The 20,533-nt window shown below is 63.3% G+C and carries 21 protein-coding genes; 4 read left to right on the plus strand and 17 right to left on the minus strand.

The genetic code is table 11. The features are described 5' to 3' along the window. Positions 1-115 precede the first annotated feature (115 nt). Complete coding sequence (locus CSC66_RS09345) at positions 116-931, minus strand: hypothetical protein (protein ID WP_162377137.1); 816 nt, start codon at positions 929-931, stop codon at positions 116-118. Between the two features lies 1 nt (position 932). Further along, entirely contained in the window at positions 933-1,511 is a 579-nt protein-coding gene (locus CSC66_RS09350) for a hypothetical protein (protein WP_162377138.1), read from the minus strand. 145 nt (positions 1,512-1,656) lie between these two features. Between CSC66_RS09350 and CSC66_RS09355 the strand changes: the two genes are divergently transcribed. Further along, positions 1,657-2,118, plus strand: coding sequence for an HNH endonuclease signature motif containing protein (locus CSC66_RS09355; RefSeq protein ID WP_162377139.1), 462 nt, complete (start codon positions 1,657-1,659; stop codon positions 2,116-2,118). On the opposite strand, the gene CSC66_RS09360 is transcribed toward CSC66_RS09355, so the two are convergent. The 13 genes from CSC66_RS09360 to CSC66_RS09420 all read right to left on the minus strand — a co-directional run bounded on the left by CSC66_RS09360 (position 2,115) and on the right by CSC66_RS09420 (position 15,121). Next, entirely contained in the window at positions 2,115-2,591 is a 477-nt protein-coding gene (locus tag CSC66_RS09360; RefSeq protein WP_162377140.1) for a hypothetical protein, read from the minus strand. The two genes, CSC66_RS09355 and CSC66_RS09360, sit on opposite strands and share 4 nt — an antisense overlap. After that, positions 2,588-5,671 (minus strand): type IV secretion protein IcmB, encoded by a 3,084-nt coding sequence (locus CSC66_RS09365; protein ID WP_238394350.1) that lies wholly within the window; start codon positions 5,669-5,671, stop codon positions 2,588-2,590. Before CSC66_RS09365 ends, CSC66_RS09360 begins: the two co-directional genes overlap by 4 nt. 1 nt (position 5,672) lies before the next feature. Beyond that, positions 5,673-5,909, minus strand: coding sequence for a hypothetical protein (locus CSC66_RS09370; RefSeq protein ID WP_136256180.1), 237 nt, complete (start codon positions 5,907-5,909; stop codon positions 5,673-5,675). Positions 5,910-5,922: 13 nt separating this feature from the next. After that, a complete protein-coding gene (locus CSC66_RS09375) occupies positions 5,923-7,173 on the minus strand; it encodes a hypothetical protein (protein WP_162377141.1) in 1,251 nt (416 codons plus the stop codon). Beyond that, positions 7,173-7,844 carry an HNH endonuclease signature motif containing protein gene (locus tag CSC66_RS09380; protein WP_162377142.1) on the minus strand — a complete coding sequence of 224 codons (672 nt, stop codon included), beginning with the start codon at positions 7,842-7,844 and terminating at the stop codon, positions 7,173-7,175. The genes CSC66_RS09375 and CSC66_RS09380 overlap by 1 nt, the downstream gene beginning before the upstream one ends. 37 nt (positions 7,845-7,881) lie before the next feature. After that, positions 7,882-8,277 (minus strand): DUF6750 family protein, encoded by a 396-nt coding sequence (locus CSC66_RS09385; protein WP_136249446.1) that lies wholly within the window; start codon positions 8,275-8,277, stop codon positions 7,882-7,884. Positions 8,278-8,313: 36 nt separating this feature from the next. Then, positions 8,314-8,829, minus strand: a complete 516-nt coding sequence (locus CSC66_RS09390) for a hypothetical protein (protein ID WP_162377143.1) — start codon at positions 8,827-8,829, stop codon at positions 8,314-8,316. Positions 8,830-8,865: 36 nt separating this feature from the next. Next, positions 8,866-9,837: a hypothetical protein gene (locus CSC66_RS09395; protein WP_162377144.1), complete on the minus strand. Its 972-nt coding sequence runs from the start codon at positions 9,835-9,837 to the stop codon at positions 8,866-8,868. A 15-nt stretch (positions 9,838-9,852) separates the two neighbouring features. Continuing rightward, on the minus strand, positions 9,853-11,061 hold the full coding sequence (locus CSC66_RS09400; protein ID WP_162377145.1) for a DotG/IcmE/VirB10 family type IV secretion system protein: 1,209 nt from the start codon (positions 11,059-11,061) through the stop codon (positions 9,853-9,855). Between the two features lie 2 nt (positions 11,062-11,063). Continuing rightward, positions 11,064-12,032 (minus strand): DotH/IcmK family type IV secretion protein, encoded by a 969-nt coding sequence (locus CSC66_RS09405; protein ID WP_162377146.1) that lies wholly within the window; start codon positions 12,030-12,032, stop codon positions 11,064-11,066. Positions 12,033-12,034: 2 nt separating this feature from the next. Beyond that, positions 12,035-12,715, minus strand: coding sequence for a DotI/IcmL/TraM family protein (locus CSC66_RS09410; RefSeq protein ID WP_162377147.1), 681 nt, complete (start codon positions 12,713-12,715; stop codon positions 12,035-12,037). A 150-nt stretch (positions 12,716-12,865) separates the two neighbouring features. Next, positions 12,866-13,375, minus strand: coding sequence for a hypothetical protein (locus CSC66_RS09415; RefSeq protein WP_162377148.1), 510 nt, complete (start codon positions 13,373-13,375; stop codon positions 12,866-12,868). A gap of 267 nt (positions 13,376-13,642) precedes the next feature. After that, complete coding sequence (locus CSC66_RS09420; RefSeq protein ID WP_162377149.1) at positions 13,643-15,121, minus strand: replication initiation protein; 1,479 nt, start codon at positions 15,119-15,121, stop codon at positions 13,643-13,645. A gap of 502 nt (positions 15,122-15,623) precedes the next feature. On the opposite strand from CSC66_RS09420, the gene CSC66_RS09425 reads away from it, so the two are divergent. From CSC66_RS09425 to CSC66_RS09435, 3 genes are all read left to right on the plus strand, one after another. After that, positions 15,624-16,346: an AAA family ATPase gene (locus tag CSC66_RS09425; protein WP_162377150.1), complete on the plus strand. Its 723-nt coding sequence runs from the start codon at positions 15,624-15,626 to the stop codon at positions 16,344-16,346. A gap of 49 nt (positions 16,347-16,395) precedes the next feature. Further along, complete coding sequence (locus CSC66_RS09430) at positions 16,396-16,728, plus strand: hypothetical protein (protein ID WP_162377151.1); 333 nt, start codon at positions 16,396-16,398, stop codon at positions 16,726-16,728. A 738-nt stretch (positions 16,729-17,466) separates the two neighbouring features. Further along, the gene (locus CSC66_RS09435; RefSeq protein ID WP_162377152.1) at positions 17,467-17,805 is read left to right on the plus strand and encodes a hypothetical protein; all 339 of its coding nucleotides are present in this window, start codon (positions 17,467-17,469) and stop codon (positions 17,803-17,805) included. Positions 17,806-17,833: 28 nt separating this feature from the next. Here the strand turns inward: CSC66_RS09435 and CSC66_RS09440 are convergent, their stop codons facing one another. Both CSC66_RS09440 and CSC66_RS09445 read right to left on the minus strand, forming a co-directional pair. Next, positions 17,834-18,643, minus strand: a complete 810-nt coding sequence (locus tag CSC66_RS09440) for a ParB/RepB/Spo0J family partition protein (protein ID WP_162377153.1) — start codon at positions 18,641-18,643, stop codon at positions 17,834-17,836. Positions 18,644-19,436: 793 nt separating this feature from the next. After that, entirely contained in the window at positions 19,437-20,429 is a 993-nt protein-coding gene (locus CSC66_RS09445; protein ID WP_162377154.1) for a site-specific integrase, read from the minus strand. Between the last annotated feature and the right edge of the window lie 104 nt (positions 20,430-20,533).

A 20,533-nucleotide genomic window follows, 5' to 3' on the forward strand; every position in this document is an offset into this window, starting at 1 on the left:
CGATACTTATACTACAACGAAAGTTCAGGCGGACAGATCGCGCTCGTTTTTAGACATGCGTCACTGTTTTACCCGCATCCGTGCGCGCTTGGTTAACACGTTTGCGTAGTCCGCATCAGGCAGCGGCGGAGCGCCTGCGTGCCTCGTGCGACAGAAGGATGACCGAGGGGTGGACGTCCAGCGGTTCGCCACGCTGCTCGTCCTTAGAGCGCGACGGCGCCTCGGCCTGAGCCTGGGTGGACAGGATGTGCTCGTGAATCATGTCCGGCGTGATCGAATACTCTCGCGCCAGCATGGCCACCCCCTGCCACCGCAGTTTCGGTTCTTCCTGGTTGAAGATTTGATCGAACTCGAACGGCGCCAGATCCCGGTTCACCAGCAGCGACCACTTCTCCGGTGTGGTCTCGATGGTGTGCGGCAGCGCCTTGGAGTGCGGGTCCACCGGGTCGCGCCACAACGCGCCGGGAACATGCTCTGGGGTTACGCGGGCTGACTTGAAGATGCTCTTACTGACCTCGACTACCACTCGCACACCGGGACCGGAGATCAGATAGACCTGGTGCCGCTTCTTGGCCAGCCATCCGCGCTTGGGCGGCTCGATCCGCGTGATGGCGCTGTCCGCCATCAACCGCGAGAGGATCCGCAGGGGTTCGTAGGCGTTCCGCGAGTTTCGCAGCAGGCCATCCTTGATCTTCCAGACATGCACGCGACTGGGATCCAGATAGACGCCTTCCCGCACGTTCAGGCCTACCAGATCGAGGAGGCGGATGACCGATTCGTGGCGGAGATTCTCCTTCTTTCCGCTCAGCCACGCGGCCACGTTGGCGCGAGGCATGTTTCCGACGACATTCGCAATCGTGGTGAGATCGATCCACAGAAGCTGAACGAACAGCGCCACGATCTCGTGCGCCTTCATCTGGCGGTTGCTCATCTCAGTGTTCCTCGGCTTGGTTGTTGACCCCACGGATGGGGGCGATCAGGAAAGGTTCGATGCTCCGGGCGACGATCCATTCGTGCTCGGAGACATGCCAACTCGATTGCAGCTCCACGGCATCCATCGCTTCGAGCGTAGTGACCGAGGCCTGCTCGCCCAGGCTGGCCGCGATATGCAGCAGGTCCACGGCATGCACCTTGGCAAGCACGGTGGTGACAGGGCACGGCCGCAACAGGATGAACCCCATCTCCGCCGGGCTCCCGGGAACCAGGAGAAAGCGCGGCCCCCCATGACCGGACGCAGGACGATTGGCCCTCAACACGTCGGCCAGGGTGTCGACATAGCGTCGCGCACCAGGCTCCATCAAATCCCACCGGTGGAGGCCATGGGTCAGGGAGTCGTCCGGATGCGCGCCCAGGTCATGCAGAATCCGCTCCAATGCATTGACGCTGACATTGCGGACCGCGCCCAGGCTCGTAACGAACGCAGAGAGATTGCTGCCGTGGACGTCGTGCTTGGAGGCCACCTGCTGCTTTGTCACGCCGCGATGCTTCTGCGCGGCCAGGAGCAGCGCCATGAGCTCGGCGACCCGAACTAGCTGGGGGTGCACCGTCTTCTTATCTGGGAGGGAGACCGCCGACATTGTCTATGTGCGACTTTCGTTAGTGTATCCGGACCCAGTTTGGCCTAATATGCGGTAATACACAAGTACGGAGTGCGGTGTGCTCTGCGTCGAGCTGGTCCCCACGAGCGCCTGGAAGAGCAACGTCCGCTCAGTCGTCCGACCCGGAACCTGGGACCGCATCAAGCGGGACGTGTCGACCGCGGCCAGCTACCGCTGCGTGACCTGCGGCCGCGCCGGCTCAGGCCACCCCGTGGAGTGCCACGAGATCTGGGCGTACGACGATGACCGGGGGGTGCAGGCGCTCGCTGGTCTCGCGGCCCTGTGCCCGGACTGCCACATGGTCAAGCACTTCGGGCTGGCCGTGGCACGCGGGCAAAGCGAGTACGCCCTTCGCTGGCTGGCCCAGGTGAACACGTGGACGCCGGCGCAGGCCTTCGCTCACGTCAAAGAGGCCTTTCGCATCCACGCCGAGCGTTCCAGGCGCAGCTGGCGCCTGGACGTGGGCCTGCTCGAACGTCGGTACGGAGTCAGGCTGGGTACTGACGGCACCGAGGCTTAGCGCTCGGCGCCCTGCCCTGCACGCGTACCGCCCGCTCGACGGGCGCGGATCGCCTGGTGCTCAACCTGCTCCTGCTGTACCGACTGCTGCCAGGCTGCCGTGGCGGCATCATCTTCCGCAGTCCGTTGCCGCCCGCCCGATATCTGCGCGATCCGCTGCATCGCCGCCGCATGCTCGCTCAGCAGGACCGCTTGCTGCTTCGTTGCAGCGTCCTGCTTGACCTTCATGCGAGCCACGAACTGGGCATCGGGCTCGTTTAGCCCTCGCTCGAAGCCGGCGGGCACGTACAGCGTCCCGGGGACGGATGCCGCGGGCGGCTCGGCCGGGGCATAGGCGTCCATGATAGGCAGGCGCCGAGCGGCGGCCTCCCGCGGCTCGTCCAGATTAATCAGCGGCTGGGCAGCGCCGGCCAGGCCTGCAGCCGCACCCGTGAAGACCAGGATCAGGCTACGCGTGGTGAGCTTGATGTTCATGCTGCCTCCTTGATGACATAGCGATGGGCGTCTTCATGCTTGCGGACCAGATCATCGATCAGCGCATGGATGACGCCGTCGGAATCCACTTCGCCGTCATCGATCGTTCGCTTGCGGCGCTCGATCTCGTCCAGGACAGATCCCTTGGGGTACATATGCGCCAGCAGCCGGCGCGTCTGCTGCGGTCCGATTCGGGCGTAAAGAGTATCGCGCACGTACGCATCCTCATTGGTGGTAGAGAACGCCCAAAGTCGAATGCCACCCATGGAGTTGTTCAACGCCTGTGCGCACTGCCCTTCCTTGACGTCAAAGATGCCAACGAACGTCGAGCCCTTAGGACCGGGCGGCCGTATCGTGTTGCGCACGTTGTAGCGAACCGTTCGGCTGAGGCCGAAGATCTCATCCATTTCCTTTGTGGTGGCCTCGTTGGCCCTCGACAGGATGAACTTGTTGGTTGCGAATCCCAGCATGTCCTTCGTGAAGTCGCCGATTGCCTGGCTCAGCAGCGAGATCGCCACTCCGTACTTTCCACCTTCGCGCATGTCCGCGATGGTCTGTTCTTGGACTGACTGGACCTTCTTTGTCCTATGGAATTCGTCGTACTGGATATGCTTCTTGTCCTGACGAATCTCGCGGATCCGCTTGTCGTGATAGTTGCGGTACAGCGGAGGGAAGTGCTGGACGTCGTCTTCGTGGAGGTAGAAGTTCCGCGCGGCAGCCTGTCGGGCGAGCATGTAACACACCGCGGTCTGGTGATCCGCCGCAGCACTGCCAGACTTGGCAACTTCGGCCAGATCGATCGATACCACCCTAGCCTCGCCAAGGTCGAACCGCGTTGGCCGCGACAGGATTGGGTAGGCGCGCACCGCCTCACTGATCAAGCGGCTGAAGGCGGCGAGCAGTGGCTCGTCACCCTCGCCTGACTTCTTCTCGCCATACAGATCCTTGAACTGGCTCTCGCGCGTCACAGCAGCGATATCCTGCACCAGCGGAACTGCAAATCGCTGCGCCAGATGCGCCTGGTGAACGGCGCCCACCGCGAACAGCTGATCGACGACCTCCCACCAGGTCGTCTTGTCATCCACGCGAAGTGCGTACTGGGCGATGGCCTGGTCGACCTCCTCCGCACCTTCGAGGTTGCTGGAGTAATACTTCGGAGTGCCCTGTGCGCCGTCACCGTAGCGGCGATACGCCGTTTCGATCGCCATTCGGCACAGCGCCGACATGGCCGAGTCAGCACCGGACTTGCCGTGAGGGGTCACCAGCGTCAGTAGAAAGTTCAGGAGGAACGCCATCTCCGTTTCCAGCGGCGCCCGCATGCCAAGCTGGGTGTCGAATGGGTTGATTGCGAACTCCTGACTCATGCGCATGCGGATCGAGGCAACGAGATGCTTCTTCGACGATGGCAGCGCATGCTCCAAAAGCGAGATCAGGCCGGACGAAGACCGGCCGACGTCGATGATCGCAATGAGCGGAAGCCGGGTGATACCCGGCGACAGGCACAGCGCGAGGTTCACCGCATTTGCCAGGACCGACTTGCCGCTGCGCGGTTCCGCATAGGCCACGGTGATGCTGCTTGTCTGCAGCGGAGAGTGCGGCTGGTACGGCCAAGGTTTGCCGTCCGGGCTCCGCAGCAGCAGAGCGCCCTGCTTCCAGGGGGAACACGGCCGGTACAGCGGAAGGAAGTGGGTTACGTCGTCCAGAAGCGCGAGCGAGGGCGTTGCGGTGCTGCTGAGGCTTGCCCCGATGCCGCCGGCGATGAAGCTCTGCGTGGCGTCACCGCTTGCCTGTTGGATCTCCGCACCACCCCAGGACTCAACTGCCCGCGCCAGCATCGCTGCCCGCCGTTCCAGCAGCTTATCCTCGCCTGCAGGCGCCCACGTTGCCAGGTCGATACGCACGCGGACGGGCGTACGGTTCTCCTCGACCTTAGCTGCACGAACGGATTCGATACTCCTGCGAATGAGGCCGTTGGTGCTGTTTGTCCATCCGAAGATCATCGTCGCCAGCTTCTTGAAATCCCACACACCCCAGGACGCCGACTCGATCACGATGGAGAAACGCCAGGGCAACTTCGCGTCGACCGTCTTTGCAAACAGCTTTTGGAAGACCTGAATGTCCTGCGGTGCCAGCCGAATCGACATTGGCGCGAAGACGCGGTTGCCGACCTGAACATGCTTCAGCCCTATCTCGTGCGCATCGCGCGGCGCAAGCTGAGGCGCGAGCGGCGGCCATAGCGCACCGGAAATGTCCTTCGGATCCCTACGAATGTCACGGAAGGGGATCTTGTCCCCGAACAGACAGGGCTTCCAGTCCTCCGCCGTGAAGTCCGGATCGATGGCGCGGCGGATTTCCCGGCAGGCATCGTGCACCTCCATGATCTCGCATGCCATGTGCTGTTGGCGAAGGTCCGCCACAACCGCCGAGACGAAAGCGGCATGGCGTGGGCGAAGCACACGCAGGGCGCGGAACAGATTCGGCGCGTCCGAGGCAGTAGGAAGCGGGTTGGCTTTCAGCAGTTCCTGGCGAAACTTGGCCTCCTGCTTTCGCTCGGTTGGGTTCATTGATCCTGGGCGGGTGTAAAGCGCCAGAAAGCAGGTTTCACTGCTGGCGATCTCCTTCATGCGCTGGACGTCTTCCTCGAACATGTCTTCGAGGTCAAGTTCCAGGCGCTTTGCGGTCTCCCGTGACGGAGCCTGCGATTCACGCACCAGACGCTCGGTGATGTCGGGGTCCGCGGTGAAAACCACTTGTACCGCATGTCCGCCACTGGTGAGGTACGCACCCAGTGAGGTGTTGAGCGCAGCGTCCGCCTGGGTGAACTCCTCCTGCCCGACGATGGTCATGCAGCCGTCGTGCCGGATCATCGTCATCAGCGAACCGTCCTTCATCACGAAGGTCTGGCTGTCGCCGAGGTCGACGTTCTCGATCTCGATGTAGTCGCCCAGGGACTGTTTGGCGGCCTTGCCGATATAGGCCAGAAGCCCTTCGACACCGTCGATGATCCTGTTCGGCCCCAGATAGGCTAGCGCTGCGATCGCGAAGAGGATGACGGCCGTAATGATGAGAACCGGCGACATGTCAGGATTCCTTGTTCTGGGTCAGGTGGGTCTTCAACTCGGAGGCGTGCTCCAGAAACACTTCCTTGCCGACTTCGCGCAGACCTTGCGGCACCCGCAGAGCTGCGAAGTCCTTCACAACCTTCATGTCTTCCATGGCCGCGGTCATACCTTCAAGGTTCGCGGGCAGGAAGACGAGGCGGTCCATCGCCATGATCACGTCGATGTTTCGGCAGTCGCGCAACGCGACCTCAACCATGTGCAGCTGAGGGTTAGCCATAGCGTTGGATCTCGTCCTGGATGCCCACGTCGGTTGAAACGGTCGGGGGTGCCAGCAGCCCGACCGACGACGCGATCTCGTAGCAGTGCCGATAGTTGTACTTCGGCACAACTGCGGTGATGCGACCGGCGCCGTATCGGCGGACCGAGATTCCGGCCCGGTAGAGCTGGATCGCGTAGGTGTACATCTGGAACCTGTCGACGGCATTGAGCCATGCGGCGCGGGGTGACAATGCGCGCTGCGACACGTCTCGCACCTTCTCCAGGTTGTACGGGTTCTCGCGGGAAAGTCCGATCCAGTGGTTGCTGGCGACGAGCTCGGCGGTCGGCGTCATCGCCTGCAGAGCCGTAAAGCGCGGAACCATCAGTGAATCCGGTAGGTATTCGTAGCCGCCGAAAAGGAAGATTGAATCGATATCTACTTCTGCATAGCGGGACAGCAGTAGAAGCTCAGGATGAGTTACCCAGCGGCGATTTGAGCCACCACGGGCGCCATTCCCGAATGCGATGACACTGGCGTAGTCCGGATTGACGTTGGCCACGCGAACGCTCGCCAGCACTGGCCGGTCCTGCGCCAGCGTCCAGTCCCGACGCTGCGACGGCGGCGGCAGCTGGCCCGCGGCAAGAAAGTCGAACTGTTCGGCAGGCACTACGGTATCAAGGAGGTCCCGCGCGTAGGCCACTGCAGGTGCAACGAACTGCACTGTGACGTGGTCGTCCTCCTGGTACCGCTGCGTCCAGCAGTAGGCATAGCTCTGGTGCGACGCGCCAAGCGCCGCATCGACCTCTGGCGTGATGTGCGCATCCATATCGGGCAACAGGCGCGATCGGATCTCATCGGCCAGGTTGTCGTACTGGGGAACGCCGGCACCGATGTCCAAGCCATACCGCTGTCGGCAGACCTCCATCACCCGCGAGAAGATCTGCGCGAGCGCTTCGGTGATCAGCTGCTCCGGGAAGCTGCGGGTAAGCAGGCCCCATGCCAGGCAGACCTCATCCTGCCCGACGAACTCGCCGGTGGTGTTCCAGGAAGTGAGGTAGGTGGTTCGCTTGATGTAGCTGGTACGGTGCAGGTTGGTTTCGTAGAGCGCCTGAAAGCCGAGATTCGTCCACCAGAGGGTTTCGTTGTCCAGCGCACCGACACCATTGATGCGCCGCGCTGGAGCTCCTTCGAGCGACATCCAGCCACCCTGATGCGGATCCTGGCTGTCGAACCGAACCACACCCGTTCGCTTCAGCGACATCAGGCCACCACGGCAATGGAAGGCCACGATGCAACAGGCAGGCCAGCGTAAGCGGCGCCATCCTGTACCCATTCTTCGGCCCGACGCACAAGCTCGACGAACGGGGGGAGGTACCGGCATCCGGCAAGCCAGTTGTCGCGTTCCGCATATCTGGCGTCGTTGCACTCCTGCAGGACCCGCACCATGCCGTGGATCTGGGACAGGCCAGGCCGGAGCGTCTTCCCATCCACTTGTTCGACCAGCGACGATCGCGCCTTGATCCGCTCGTACAGGGCCCAAGCTGTGCGGTCGCGACTCGTCTCGTCGGCCTTGTTGGCCTGCATCTGGTGGACTGCGGTAGCACAGAGGAGCTGATTCATCTCCACCTGGGACACTTCCGGTAGGTAAACGATCAGCCCAGGATCGGAGGGAAGCTCGCGCAGCACCAGGTCCAGATGCATCGGCCAATGGCACAGCGTGCAGATCGGAACGACGTTATCGGCCGAGAGGTTGGTGTGGTCGCCATCCAGGTGGTGAAGCTCGAAGCCGTTCCACTGGCCGAACTGGAACGAACACACCGCGCAGCGGCGCTTGAAGCGCCCCTGCCGGATTACCTGCTCGCGCAACTCATCAACGCCCTCCCCGGCTCGGGTATGTCCGAGCCGGGGAGCGCGCCTGACGTCGCGGGTCACCGATAGGTAGATCGAGACTGACACCGATCGCAGTCGCTTACTGCGGGATGGTGATGCGGCCGCGATCAGCCGCGCCGTCGCCCCAGACCGTATCCGAGCCGGTGGTGATCACCGAGCCCAGGGCACCCAGGCAGCATCCGACCAGGATCATGATCGTCGCGGTCTTCTTGGTGATCGGACCGTTGCCGTCCTTCTTGGAATCGGCGATGAAGCCGATCATGCCGCCCACGACGAAGACCAGACCGGCCACGAAGGCGAGGGTCTGCACCAGCTGAGCACCATCCTGACCGATGCCGGTGATGCGCCTCATTACCTCTCCCAGGCCTTCTGCGCTCGCCGAGCCCGACGCAACCATCAGGGCTGCATTGATCAAGAGGATGGACTTCCACTTCTTCTTCATGGCCAGGCGAACCTTGCCGGTATTGCTCTTCATCACTGCGTTCTCCCTAAGGGTTGAGTTGTTGTTGCCTTACAGCACATTGCCGAAGCCGATGAAGCTGGAGACCAGATTCACCGTCTCGACGATGTTGATTGCGCACGCACCGGCGCCGATCTTGTAGATGCCGCTGCGGAATGCGTCGTTTCCCCCGCCCTGCCCGACTGCTCCGACATTGCGCATCGAGAACCATCCGGACACGAAGAAGAAGTAGCCGACCAACCGGACGACCATGACCAGTGCATCGAGCATCTCTGCACCTTCCTGAGTCATGCTCGCCGAAGGCGTGTAGCCAAGCAGGTTCTGCGTGGTGGTTGCATCGCCGAAAACAGTTTGGAGTGCGGTGGTCGCAGCAGCGCCCAGGTTCCAAAGCATGATGCCGCTGAGCAGCCACATCACGGGCGTGGCAATGCGGACCTGCTGATCTCCGTACTTGGCGTGAGTGACGAACTTCATCAGGCCGCCAACCACCAGGATCAGGCCGGCGAGCGAGGCGCCTACATTGACCAGCTCCAAGGCGATCGGAGCCAGCTCCTTCAGGTTTGCCACCATGGTTCCCGCGGCAGACATCGCTACTCTCCGTCCTTAGTTCAGGCTCCGCCCGTCTTCCAGGCGGACCTCCGAGGTCTCAGCGCTGATCGTCTTGACCGTGCCGATGCCCGGGATGACATCGCCGGGACGCACCTGCACGCTCTCGCCAGCCGTCGTCTGCACCCACGCCACGTCGCCCACTACGGCGCGCAGCGAGACTCCCGTGACGGGCGGCAGGGACTGTTTCGCCGCCGCTGCCGGCGCCGGCTTGCTACGCCCGGCGGTCGAGCGACCCGTAGTCGTCGGAGCTGACCGCGACGCCGTCTCCGATCGAGCGTTCTGGGCGCGAGGCGCTGCACGCTGGTTGGCCTTCAGTCGCGCGACCTCCGCCTGCAGCGCGGTCAGCTGGCCTTTCAAGGAGTCGACTTCCTGCTGCGTTGCAACCGCCGGCACGCTCTGCTGCACGGCAGCCGCGGTGGCGGGAACACTGACTTGCGCCGCGACAGCAGGCTCCGACTGGGTCGGGAGCGTGGGAACAGCGGACGTTTCCGCCGGCGGCACCACGGCCACGGCCGGAGCCGGCGTCTCCTGAGGGACCGCAGGCGTTGCAGTTGCCGGCGCCACGGCGGGCGCCGCCAAGTCAGCCGCGTGAGCGGCAGGATCCATGGCCGGAAGCTGGGGCGGCGCTGCTACAGCGGCTGATTCGATGGACTGTTCGGCCTGCTCGATACTGGCCGACTGGGCCTCGGGCTCCAGAGTCATGGCCGAATCGGCGACCGCCTCTAGCATGCCCGGGTCAGCTCGGTCGCCACCCGCAAGCAGGCGCCAGCCGATGAAGCCGACGAAGCAGAGCCCGAAGCCAATCACCAGCCAGGTACCCAACGGCAGGCCCGCGATGGCCCGGCCGCCGCTGGACTTTGGCGGCATCGCGGCAGCCGGCGTGTCGAACATCGACGCGCCGTTATCGACCGGATCCGATGCTCCGCCGAGGTTGAAAACGTCGTCCTGGTTCAGCTCGTTGGACATGATTGCTCCTGGGCCTCAGCGCTGCGGGGCCGCGTCTTTAAGGAAGAGGATTCCGATGTCGATGCCAGCCGCGACCTTGATGGTCCTCTTGCGATTGGCACCTTGCGAAAGTTGCTGGCTGGCCGTGCGTCCGACGTTGCCCACGCCGATCTCTACCAACTGACGATCCGTGTACGCGTCCTTCTGGACGACGACGGTCTCGCCTGTGGTGATCACGTTCTCCTGCTGACCACCGCGCAGCAGGCCATCGGCATAGCCTGAGAGGAATGAGCCGATGAAGACGCTCAGTCCCCGAGAGACATAGTGGTTGTTGACGTCGGTGGCCAACGCGGCACGGTAGTCCTTGCTCGGATCCACCGCCCACGCCTCGACCGTACGTGCTGATGCTTCGCCGGGCACGGTCATGGAGCTGAACTGCACACCGACGGCCTTTGCCTCGGCGCCGGCTGAAATCTGGCCGATCAGCTTTGCGCCTTGGAACGGGCCTGGTTGACGAATGGTAGCCACCACCGGCCCCGGCTCATCGGTATTGATGGCCGTGTCCAGCGTGCCGTAGACCATGTCGCCTGCTCGGATGTCCGCTTCGCCTTGCCTGTTTGCAGGCGCAGGCGCGTGGTCGCTCGTGGCTGCACCATCCAGGCCTGCTGCAGGCGCGTGCTGTTCCTGCTTGGCCATCGTGAACGAGGCATGCGACTGGTTGGCCCAATAGCCCTGGATCCGTCCCAGTTGCTTTCGCATGTCCTCCTGACGATCCGCGATGGCTTCCTGGTGGGCCGCCAGCTGCGCCTGGTAGGACGGGTCCGCTGCCGGTGTGGGTGCAGGCATCGGCACCGGGGCGACGGACTGCTGCTCCGGAGCGCTCGGCACTGCGGTCTGCAGCGGGTCAGCGATGGAGGAGTCCACCTGGCCGCGAGGTACCGGGATCGAGCTCTCGCCACTGGATAGGGCCTGCTTGGCCTGATCCTGGTTGCTCTGCGCGATCAGCGCGTCGTACTCGGCGGTGGACGCGGTGGCCTTGGAGTAGTCGCGCTCCACGGTCGGCGGAGGTGCGCCTACATCGCTTGGACCCGTCAGCTCGGAAGAGCTCGTCTTGCGCGACAGGATGAAGCCCAGCACCACGATGATCACGACCGTGAGGCCGACGGTGCCGAGAAACAGCGTTCGCGTCTTCGGGTTGGACAGCGCCTTCTTGACGTTCGATGCCTTGGAGTTGGTCTGGGCCATTCTCAGTATCCGGACAGAGTCACGTTGGCGGTCTCGTTGCTCGGACCTGCCATAACCACGACAACGGGAGTCGGTGGGATCACATAGACGGCCGACCCATCGGGCGCCTTGACCATGTCGATGAACGCCGGCGACAGCAGGGGCGTTTCAGCCGGCGTCCGGACGTAAAAGCGATCGTTCATCGCCCAGGCCTGCACCGCCCCACTGCTGGTAGTGAGCGGGCGCGACCCATCGGGCGTCATGCCGGCGAGCATCGTGAGTGTTTCGCTGCCGGCCGCCGCGGGCAACCCCACGGCTTGGACAACACCCTTCGCCGTCACGCCTTTCACGCGCACGTCCACGCGCGAATCCACTTCGCGCTGGCCAGAGATCAGGGTGAGCACCACCGGAACGGACACCCCATCCAGGCTTACGACGATGTTGCCGCTGGCGTAGATCGTCTTGGGCGAGAGCGAGAAGAAGTTGGTGGTGCCATCCGCGTTGGCGGCGTGCGTCAGGGTGAAGCTATCCGGAGCGCCGAGATCTACGTTGCGGATGCTCAGTGGATTCCCGAGCTGGTCCATGAAAACCACTGGCGTGACATGGTTCACGAACAGCCGCACGACCGGAGGGGTAGCGCCCGGTGCCAGGTTCGCCACCACGGAGGATGAAACGACTTTGGGCGTGTAGCGCGGTTGCGCAGCAGCGGCTCTTTCGGCCTGCTCCATTGCCTGACCCATCTCACGAATCTGTTGCGGCGACAGAGGCGCTACATCCTCCCGCAGTCTTCGGAATGACTCTTGACCGACGTCCGGCAGCGGAGGCAGAGCGGGAATCTCCGCCGCTACCGCCGGGACCTGTGACGAAGGCTGGGCTGGCGCCGGCGCTGCGCTCGTAGGCGCAGAACCGGGGGTGGGGATCTGCTGGCCGTTGGCGTGGCCGATCACCAGCAGAAGCATCAAGGCGCATGAGCTGCAGGTCAGACGCAACATGGTCACTGCTCCTGCACCACGTACTGGGCGATGCCGACGGACGACTTGTTCTCGTTGGTTCGCTCAAGCATGGCGGTGACGATTTGGCGCTGGGTCGCCATGCTCTTGCCGTCCGCGCCACCCTGATAGGTGAGCTGGATCGGCATCTGCACTTCCCAGGTGAACACGCCCTTGCGCACGCCGCGGCGCACGACGACAGCAGGGCCGGTCGCCACCGAGGAGACGATCAGTCGCTGCTCGCGGACCTGGGTCAGTGCACCCGATCGGGTCAGGGCTGCTGCGAACTGCTCCCAGCCGTTCTCCGTGAAGCATTCCTGCGCCTCACCAAGGCGCTTCTGGTAGTCCACGAAGTTGTAGTCATTAGCCTGGCTAACGCAGACCTTGAAGCGCTCCAGCAGCTGGCCCTGGCTGACCACCGGGTCGGAGACAGCCTGGATGGGTGCAATCCGACCGTTGTTGTCGACGGTGAAGTATTCGCGCTTGCCTTGGGCGAGCAGGTAGCCCTGATAGGCGACGACACCACCCAAGCCGCCGAGGAGCAGGATCATCAGCACGATGGCCATGATCAGCTTGCCGAACCAGTGCTTATAGAAGGCCGCCTTCTCCAGCCCGGCTGCCTGCATGAGCAGGCTGGCAGCTTTCAGCGAATCCGACTCGGCCGCTCGTGGACTCTCAACCGCCATTATTCTTTCCCTGTTAACTTTCGTTGCAGTATAGGAAAAGACAATAGCCATTAATAGGGGGCCGTGTCAACGGCCCCGGGAAGTCCCTGATGGGTTGTGCCTCCCGGCAGGCGACCCCTGCCGAGGTTTATGGCCAGCGGGAAAGCCGGCTCAATGCACGGATGCGTGCTCTTCCAGGTCGACCAGCCCCTCATCACCCGGTTCGAGGCCGTCCATCTCGGCCAGCACGGCCGCTGCTTGCTGGAGCGACAGGTGCGCCTGGACCTCGAAGCCCAGGTTGAGCAGAGCCGCCACCAGCTCATCTTCGTGGGCCGCGACGACATAGCCGCCGAGCACGCTGGACTGCCCTACCCCGCGGCCACTGATGGCGAAAACTTCGTCTGGACGATACGGGCCTTCGCGACCGGTCAGCAGATTGATGAAGTCGCTGGCGGGCACCTCATCGCTCCGGGCGGCAATGAGCTCCATGACCTCGATCGACTCCCGCAGCTCAGCCGCACCCGACACCGCCTGGACGGCAAAGCCCCAACCGGCCATCGTTTCGATGACCTGCTGATGGCTGGCAGCACGCGCGAAGCCGCGGCGCTTGGCGCCGCTCCCCTGCCCTTGGATCGAGCCGCTGAAGGTATAGATCTCGAAGCGGTTAGCACGAGCGTCCATGAGCGTCTCCAGGATCAGCGCGGCCGGGGGCGGGCCGGGGGCGGCGACGGGAGCTCGGAAAGATCTAGCTTCGGCACGGTTGGATTGGCCGCAGCGGGCGCCGCGAGCGCGCCCACCAAGGCACCGACCTTAGTCTGGGACACCGGGTAAAGCGGTAGGGTCTGCATGGCAATGGCCTGCGTCGTGACTTGCTGCCAGTATGGCGGGCGACGGGCCTATACGCAAACCAAAGTCAAACGCCTTGCAGCGCAGTATGGTTGGCGGGGGTTAAACGGCGAGAGCAGCGACGGGCTCGGCCCGCTCGGAAGCAAGGGTTTCGACCTGAGCCATGAATTCTGCCGAATCGCCGTTCAAGGAGATCCACAGTTCTTGCAGCTGCTTCTTCGGGGGCAGCAACCGCTCCGCGAGGAAGTTACGGAACAACGCCTGGCAGACGGTATCGCCTGGCGCCTGCTGCCACTTGGCCAGCATTGGGCTGTTGTCAGCGCTCAGGCGCATTTCAAAGTCGCTTTCGAGCTGACGGCGCTCGTCAGCCGGCAACTGCTGGAACACCTGCATGGACACCCCTCGATACATGGGGGCGAACGCGTCTGTGAGCTCCTGGAGGCGGTGGGCCTCCTGCGCACTCTTGCGCTTTGCCTCTTCATGCTCACGCCGTTTGACCACCAGGCTCGACTCTTGCCGGGTGTCCTGCTTCCACCCCTGCAGGCACGTCAGGAAGTACGGTGCCAGCTTGCTCGATTCGACCTTACCTAGCGCAAAGCGCTGGGCAACGTAGTCCGCCACGATGGTGACCTTCTCGTCGCCGTGCCGCTTGACCGACTCAGCAGCCTGGTCCGCGGTAAGCATGAAGTCGTTAACCAGCCGCACCAGCAAGACCGGGGCATCCGCCGGAAGCGCAGCAGCCTCGTTGCCCTGCTCGCCGTCTTCCATCTGAGCTTCGGAACCATCGGGGCCGCCGAGCGCAAAGCGCATCGCAACCACTTTTCGGCGATCGTGCATGATCTCGGGTGACGGGCTGATGCTCGTGTGCTCCGACACCTGTTCCACCGCGGGAACGATCACCTTTTCCCTGAAGCGGCGCCAGTCGTCGTAAGTCTCGGCGGTTGCACCCAGCAATGTGCGCCAGGTCGCGATCGGGTACCACGGTGTGAACCCGAGCTTCTTGAAGCGCACCGCGTTCTCGTAGAGCGCAACTGCAGGCGAAGACGTCAGCGGCCGCATCTCCGCCAGGTCAAGGTACGCATACCGGTGTGGATGATGCAGCTTCTCGCGCAGCAACTGGGAGAACTCGTAGAAGCAGATACCGTCGCGGAAGGCGACGGCCGCAAGGGCCGTACACGCCTCCCATACCTCGGCGCCGCGTTCCGGAATGATGCTCCACTCGATCGTAGTGGTCATCAACTCGCGCATTGAGCCTTTGAGCGCCGCGGTGTTCTTCGAGTTGAAGCCCACGATCGTCATCAGGTCCTGCATGGGGATGCGATGGACCTTTACCTCAGCTCTTGGCAGATCGTCGTAGGCGCGCAACACCAGGGCATTGAAGACCTTGCGCTGCAGAGCGGTGAGGCTGTTGCCGCTGTGGACCGCAGGCGTGGCCTTCTTCAGCGGGATCGTTGGGACCTGCGGCATCTCCGAGAAACCGAGCCCGATCAGTTCGCCCTGGTTGACGCCGACTGTCTCGCGGCGCTGATAGCGATCGACATCCCTTAGCCGTGAAATTCCGCGCTGGAGTGGGTCTGTCATGGCTGGGCCGGGTTGGGTTTGCACCAACGAAAGTGAAACGAATGAAAACAGACAGACAGACCGCTTTGCAACTTGCCCCAATACCTGGGGCGTTGCCTGTTGTTGTCTTCTTGTTTAGAGAAAGAGCGTTTGCTTCTGTTTAGGCCACGCTAAGCGCTTGATTTGCAAAAAGAAAAATGGAGTTGTGCCCCTGGAATTGGGGCGAACCGCCCCCGACATTGGGGCGCAAGCGGCGGTCGTTGCCCCCGAAATTGGGGGGGTATTGCCACCAAAATTGGGGCGAGGAATGCGCAGATCAGGCCGATCGCCACCAGATATGGGGTCTTTGCCCCTGGACTGCCCTACATGATGCCGAACTTCGGGCCTATGGGCTCGTTGCGCCCCAACCAGTGGGGCGATGTGATTTAACATGAAATCACATGATGTGATTTGACATCACGTGCAATGATGTGATTTCATTGCACCTACGAGGTCGGTGACCGACATTTAAAAGGAGGGGCGCGTGGAACAGGACCAGCAGCAGCAGGACCAGGTGCAGGGGCGCGACGAGCAGCACGCAAAGGCAGCTCCCAAGATCGTACTCGTCGGCGGCGAAAAGGGTGGCACCGGCAAGACCACGATCGCGGCCAACATCGCCGTGTGCCTGGCCAAGCAAGGCAAGGACGTCCTGCTGGTGGACACGGACCCGCAGGGCACGGCCACGATGTGGGCGTACTACAGGGATGAAGCCCAGATCGAGCCCCGGGTGACGTCGATCCAGAAGCAAGGCAAGAGTGTGGCCAAGGATCTGACCGACCTAGCCACCCGCTACGAATACCTGGTGGTCGACGCCGGCGGCCGCGACTCGGTCGAGCTCCGGTCGGCGATGGTCGTGGCGAACGTGATGATCGTGCCGATCCAGGCCTCCTCGTTCGACGTGTGGACGTTGAGGCAGATCGACAATCTGGTCGAGCAGGTGCAGGCCGTCCGTGCCACGTTCCACGCTCCATTGGACGTGAGGATCCTGATCAACCGCGGCTCCACCAACGTCCACAGCAAGGACAGCGAGATGGCATCGGAGGTCGTCAAGGACTTCCAGAACTTCACGCTGATGCAGACCGAGCTGCACGACCGGCGCTCGTACCGCACGACCGCCACGGCCGGCAAAAGCGTCATCGAGGGTGATGACGGAAAGGCCATGGATGAGTTCAACAAGTTGTTCTCGGAGATCTACGACAATGGCTAAGCCCTCCCCCGCTGTGCGTATGCCGCCCCAGATGGGCGGCGCCCCCCAGATGACCGCTGAGGCTGCCGTTGCCGCCGCGAATTTCGCCGCGGGGGCTGATCGCCGCGCCGACGGGTCGGCAGGCTCCTCCACTCCCTCTGCCCGTGCCGCGGCTGCTCCTGCAGATCAGCTTCCGTGGGAAGGCCTGGATGACAAGCGCCGCAGCCCGGCACACCAGATGCGGATGACCGAGAAGGAGCTGGCGACCCTGAACTGGCTCGTGCTGAACAAGCCGGGCACCAAGTCCCGTCACCTCTACATGTTGGAGCTCATCCAGAAAGGCATGGCTGCCGACGTCAAGCTCCTTACTGGCGAGGACGTGGTGTTCACCGGCAGGGATTGAGCGGGTTGCATGCGGGTCCGAAACAAGGGCGCCTCCGGGCGCCCTTTCTCGTTTGCGACGCAGAGGTGATGTCAAATCACATCATGTGATTTGACATTACGGGCGTGGTGGCCTCCCCACTCGCCTGGTTCGGCGTCGACCCCTGCCCTCGGATTGGGCGGCGCCATATAATGTGATTTGAAATCATGTGATTTCAAATCAGAATGCTCCGCCCCCGGAATTGGGGCCTCAGCGGCCACCGTCCCCTCCCGTTGCGACATGATGTGATTTGAAATCACTTTACTCCGCCCCAGAAATTGGGGGCGCCTCGCCCGGGGTTCGCACGGTGTGATGTGGGGATCCTGCGCCCCTGGAGTTAGTGATGTGATTTCAAACGATGTGATTTCACATCAGTGCCTAGCGCCCCCTTGATTGGGGTGCTGTCTGCATGCGGGGGTGATTTGAAATCACATCAAATCACCTCTCGGCGCGCGAGCGCCCCTGAATTTGGGGCAGCCTGAGAGGCCAAGCCGCCTGGAGGGTAGATCGGCTCGGCACCGCGTCCCCTGAAGGCGGTCGAAGATCCATGTTCGGTCCGAGATTCGGGGTGATGCCACGCCGTATGCAAAGGGGTGCCCCAATTTGTGGGGCATTCCCTTACACATCAAATCACATCAAATCACGTGATTTCACTTTTTGGTGAAGCACGTCCGCGGTACAATCGCACCCTCCACTCCCACAGTGCACCTGGCCGTATCAATGCTCAGCGAGACGATCCCGTTCAGGGGGTTCATCACTTTGGCCTTTGCCGACCAGGTTGGCCGGACAGAGCTGGCGTTGGGCGTTGCTGGCTTTCTGGACCTGACCCTGATGGATCAGCAGTTCGAGGAGCTCAGCGCGGTGATCGGCGCGAGTGCCTTCACCGCCAGGAAGGTAGTTGGCGGGCAGGTGATCGCACACAAGCCCGTTTCTGTCGAGCTCGTCGAAGGCCTGCTGCAGGCGCCCGTTGCAGAGCTGATCCAGCGGGCCCGCAAGAGCCAGGAGCAGGAAGAGCTCGAACTGGAGAGGGCGATCGGCATGGGGTGCCCGGCTTTCTGATGTGAAATCACATGATGTGATTTCAATGCTATTCGCTGGGTACAAGGTGTCCCGTAAGGGCGTATAGCTGGTCGTAGTCCGGTGCGGGCACGCTCAACCACATCGCGGCGGAGGCGGGCAGGCATTGGACCTCCGGACCCTGGGCAAGCCGCTCCATCAAGCCCTTGGCCTCTTCGGCGCTGTAGCACGCGAGTCGCAGGTGGCCTCCGGTCAGCTCCGCTCGTGTCCCCAGCGCCTCGCCCAGCCGATCGAGGAACCGGCTCGTGTCCGGAGCTGCCTGCCGCGTGAGCCCAGACTTCGCGTCCGCCAGTGCAGCCTCCAGGCTCCGCACCGACCATCGGTGCCCGAGCGCCTGGCGCGTCCAGTGCTCCTGTTGTTCCCGGGGGAGCGCCGCCAAGATTCGCCCATGTCCCGGCGTGAGGTGGCCACGCCGGATGCATTGACGGATCAGGTCGCACGAATCGCTGAGACGGGTCAAGCGGCTGACGTTTGCCGGGGTGGTGCACAGCAATCCGGCGACCACGAGGTTAGGCAGGCCAGCGGCGCGGAGCAGGGCACAGACCTCCGCGGCGGTCACCCAGTCCACCGTAGGGCCCGTGTCCGCCCCTTGGAGCGCCTTGGCGTCCGTGTCGGAGCATTCCACCACCCAAGCCTCCAGAAGCGCCGCAGAGCCCGCCTGCAGGGCTCCGCGGCCCCACAGCAGCTCCCAGGTGGCCGAACCACAGCGGCGGGCGACGACACGCCGCTGTGCGGGCACGAAGCCGCCTTCGGCCGCGTCAGGGTCGGGGAGCCAGATCGAGGAAGCGGGGATGGAGAGGGGGGTTGGGATCTTTGCCACTGGCTCTATTCCTTGCCACGTGGCAAGGATGCTAAGCGAAATGGCGCTTCAGAGTCCAGTATCCTTGCCACGTGGCAAGAAATCGGGCGCAGTGTGGCGTTTCGCAGGACGAATGCAGTGCGATTGATCGTCCTCGCGCTCCGACTTGCCGAGGGTGCCAGGAGCCCGCAGTGGCCTCGAATGCACTCACAATGCGAAGTGCATTCCCGGCTTACGCCTGCCCAACGAGCCGCCGGGCGGCCATACACTGCACTTAGCCCCCAATTTTGGGGGCGGCATTGAGTGAATTGAAATCACATCAAATCACTATCGAGTCCTGCGCATTCGCGCCCTGGTGATCCGGCGCAGCCGCGGCTCTGCAGCGCGAACCGCGGGGCCCCCCGGTGGGGCTCTAGGCGAGGGCACGCGGATGCGCTTCGTTCCGACTCGCTCGATGACGTGCGATCGCTGTGGCCGTCGTTCGCAGCATCCAAAGCACTGCGCCGTTCGGCGGGCGTCGCACTTAGCCCCCAATTTTGGGGGCGCAGGTTAGGGCGTGGTAAGTGAAATCACGTGATTTCACTTTTGGGGCGCCGGCGCTTGCGGCCACTCTTGGGCGACCAGGCTTTCGCGCCTCAGCGGCAGCCTTGGGGCATCGCCGGCCGGGTGCTTGCTTCGCACCCGGCCGTGACTCAGTGGTGCGGCTGCGACTTCTCGGTCAGCTCGGGCGAGCGTGAGCTGTGCTGGGACACACGCACTGCGACCCCAAAATTGGGGGCGCACATGCAGTGCAATCAAATCACGTGATTTGAAATCATTTTGGACGACTGAAGGGCTTGGGCTTGGCCTTCAGGCGAACCGTGGCGACCTCTTCCGGGAGGGGCTGGACCAGGACGCGGCCGCGACCGACCCGGGCAGGGGCGTAGTTCCGGATGGCCGTCTCGTCAGAAGCCTGGCCCAGAAGGGCGGCCACCGTCGCCGTTCCGTCGCCCGCGCTCTTGGCGTCGGCGGCGAACTGGTGGCGGAAGCTGTAGAGCGCCGGGTAGGACCGGCGCTTGCCAAGGACGCGCTGGGCGATCCGGCGTAGCGTCTTGCGCAGCGTCTCGGTGAGCCGGGCAAAGCTCTCGGCATCCCGGTGCCCGTCGACCAGCTCCAGCATTTGCTCTATCGATTCCAGTTGCTCGGGGCTCAGCGCCCCGAGCTTCAGGGTCCGGGTCTTCCCGTTGCCCCGCCCGTGCGTGTTCTTGGCGTTCTGCACCAGCAGGGCGGGCTCCCCTCCGGGGAGGGTGATGCGATCGGCGTGCAGCCACTCCCCTGGTCGTACCCCGACCAGGGAGGTGGCCTGGCACCAGGTCAGCAGGGCGCGGGCCGACGCAGACCGCGGCCCACGCATCTCCAGCTCGTTGGCGGACAGCTTCTGCAGGTGGTCGTAGATAGCCTGCAGGTCCGCGTCCTGGATCTGCTTGGCCTTGCGGGCGGATGTCCGGTTTGTCCGCCGCAGAGCTCCGGCCTGGCCTTCGCTGTCCAGGATCTGGATGGCGTACTGGATCTCTTGGGCGTCTTGCAGGCTGGGTGCTTGGCCCGCGGCGTGCTCAAGCTGGGCGCGAACGGCCGACTTGTATGTTTGCCATGTGCGCTTTGCGAGGTCGGGCTTTCGCTTGATCAGGTGCTCGACCAGGGTAATCGGGGCAACGTGTTCGGGTGCTTGGGCGCCTGTTGCATGGGCCGCTTGGGCGCGCAGCGACGCGAATGTGATGGCGTAGAAGTGTTCGGTTCTCGCAGATCGGCTTCGTTGGGTGGCGGACATGCGGGGTGTTTGGCCATCTGTACATTAGTGGGACAGATAATAACTGTCCCACTAATGCTTTGGGTGTGTGGATATCGCCTGCGCCTGCGCTCGGATGGCTCGAA

The sequence above is a fragment of the Pseudoxanthomonas kaohsiungensis genome (assembly GCF_010211765.1).
GTDB lineage: Bacteria > Pseudomonadota > Gammaproteobacteria > Xanthomonadales > Xanthomonadaceae > Pseudoxanthomonas > Pseudoxanthomonas kaohsiungensis.

Excerpts from the sequence above, each read along its gene's own strand:
- CSC66_RS09345 (WP_162377137.1), bottom strand. The coding sequence starts at position 931 with ATGAGCAACCGCCAGATGAAGGCGCACGAGATCGTGGCGCTGTTCGTT.
- CSC66_RS09350 (WP_162377138.1), bottom strand. The coding sequence starts at position 1,511 with ATGGCGCTGCTCCTGGCCGCGCAGAAGCATCGCGGCGTGACAAAGCAG.
- CSC66_RS09360 (WP_162377140.1), bottom strand. The coding sequence starts at position 2,591 with ATGAACATCAAGCTCACCACGCGTAGCCTGATCCTGGTCTTCACGGGT.
- CSC66_RS09365 (WP_238394350.1), bottom strand. The coding sequence starts at position 5,671 with ATGTCGCCGGTTCTCATCATTACGGCCGTCATCCTCTTCGCGATCGCA.
- CSC66_RS09370 (WP_136256180.1), bottom strand. The coding sequence starts at position 5,909 with ATGGTTGAGGTCGCGTTGCGCGACTGCCGAAACATCGACGTGATCATG.
- CSC66_RS09375 (WP_162377141.1), bottom strand. The coding sequence starts at position 7,173 with ATGTCGCTGAAGCGAACGGGTGTGGTTCGGTTCGACAGCCAGGATCCG.
- CSC66_RS09385 (WP_136249446.1), bottom strand. The coding sequence starts at position 8,277 with ATGAAGAGCAATACCGGCAAGGTTCGCCTGGCCATGAAGAAGAAGTGG.
- CSC66_RS09395 (WP_162377144.1), bottom strand. The coding sequence starts at position 9,837 with ATGTCCAACGAGCTGAACCAGGACGACGTTTTCAACCTCGGCGGAGCA.
- CSC66_RS09400 (WP_162377145.1), bottom strand. The coding sequence starts at position 11,061 with ATGGCCCAGACCAACTCCAAGGCATCGAACGTCAAGAAGGCGCTGTCC.
- CSC66_RS09405 (WP_162377146.1), bottom strand. The coding sequence starts at position 12,032 with ATGTTGCGTCTGACCTGCAGCTCATGCGCCTTGATGCTTCTGCTGGTG.
- CSC66_RS09410 (WP_162377147.1), bottom strand. The coding sequence starts at position 12,715 with ATGGCGGTTGAGAGTCCACGAGCGGCCGAGTCGGATTCGCTGAAAGCT.
- CSC66_RS09415 (WP_162377148.1), bottom strand. The coding sequence starts at position 13,375 with ATGGACGCTCGTGCTAACCGCTTCGAGATCTATACCTTCAGCGGCTCG.
- CSC66_RS09420 (WP_162377149.1), bottom strand. The coding sequence starts at position 15,121 with ATGACAGACCCACTCCAGCGCGGAATTTCACGGCTAAGGGATGTCGAT.
- CSC66_RS09430 (WP_162377151.1), top strand. The coding sequence starts at position 16,396 with ATGACCGCTGAGGCTGCCGTTGCCGCCGCGAATTTCGCCGCGGGGGCT.
- CSC66_RS09435 (WP_162377152.1), top strand. The coding sequence starts at position 17,467 with ATGCTCAGCGAGACGATCCCGTTCAGGGGGTTCATCACTTTGGCCTTT.
- CSC66_RS09445 (WP_162377154.1), bottom strand. The coding sequence starts at position 20,429 with ATGTCCGCCACCCAACGAAGCCGATCTGCGAGAACCGAACACTTCTAC.